General features: G+C 42.5%; 1 protein-coding gene and 1 pseudogene. Both read left to right on the forward strand.

Translation table 11 applies throughout. The annotated features are described in order from the left end of the window. Positions 1-232, forward strand: a 232-nt coding sequence (locus ACRCJ0_RS16350; protein ID WP_431391217.1) for a glycosyltransferase, incomplete at its 5' end; no start/stop codon positions are given. A gap of 40 nt (positions 233-272) precedes the next feature. After that, positions 273-857: pseudogene (locus ACRCJ0_RS16355) on the forward strand (cell division protein FtsQ/DivIB); the annotation flags it as partial.

Genomic DNA, 857 nt, shown 5'->3' on the forward strand with positions numbered 1-857 from the left:
CCCTAATGTAACGGCCAACCATCAGGAAATGAATGCTCGCTCGCTAGTGAAGCATGACGGAGCCCGTATGATTTTAGAAAATGACCTTAATGTAATTGGTTTATTAGATGAAATTGATGGCTTGATGGCTGATAAAAATGAACGTGCCCGGATTGCGGCGAACGCCTTGAACCAAGGGGTGCCAGATGCGGGTGACCGTTTAATCAAGATCATCGAAAGCCTTGTGAAATAGGAAGTCCTTTTTCCAAATAAATAGATAGAAAGGGGGCGTGATGATGGATTGGGAAGAAGAACGTATTCGCCAAGAGCGACGCGAGAGAAGACGTCGTTTGCATGAAAAATTAGCTGAAAATGCTCGGACAGATGTCGCCAGAAGACAAGACAAAAGTGCTAACAAGTCAAACCAAGATGCAGTGCAAAATGGTGTGGATAGCAGTCGTCAAGACGAAGACCAGGACCAAGCTAAGCTTGAAAAGAAACAAGCAGCGTCAAATATAAATAAGCAAAAAAGTAGCAAGCAAAAACCTGTGAAGAAAAAAGCAAAACAAAAAACCAAGTGGCGATTGCCTAAATTCAATATAAAAGGCAAAGCTAATTCGAAGAAACAAAAGCAAGGCCAAGCCGGCAAGCGAAAGCAACAGGTGACAAGTAATCAGGGGATGCCTCCAGTTAAGAAGGTTCAAAAAAGTGGACCGACTAACTGGAAGAAAATGGTCCTATTATTATTACCATTTGTAATTGCATTATTTGTGGCTGGTTACTATGCTTCCCCGCTTAACCATGTGGCTTCAATCACTGTTGAAGGTGTGGAAGATACAGAAAGCATGAATTTATCTCCCCTAAATGAGGGGATGTCG

This window comes from Aerococcus sp. L_32 (assembly GCF_050689315.1).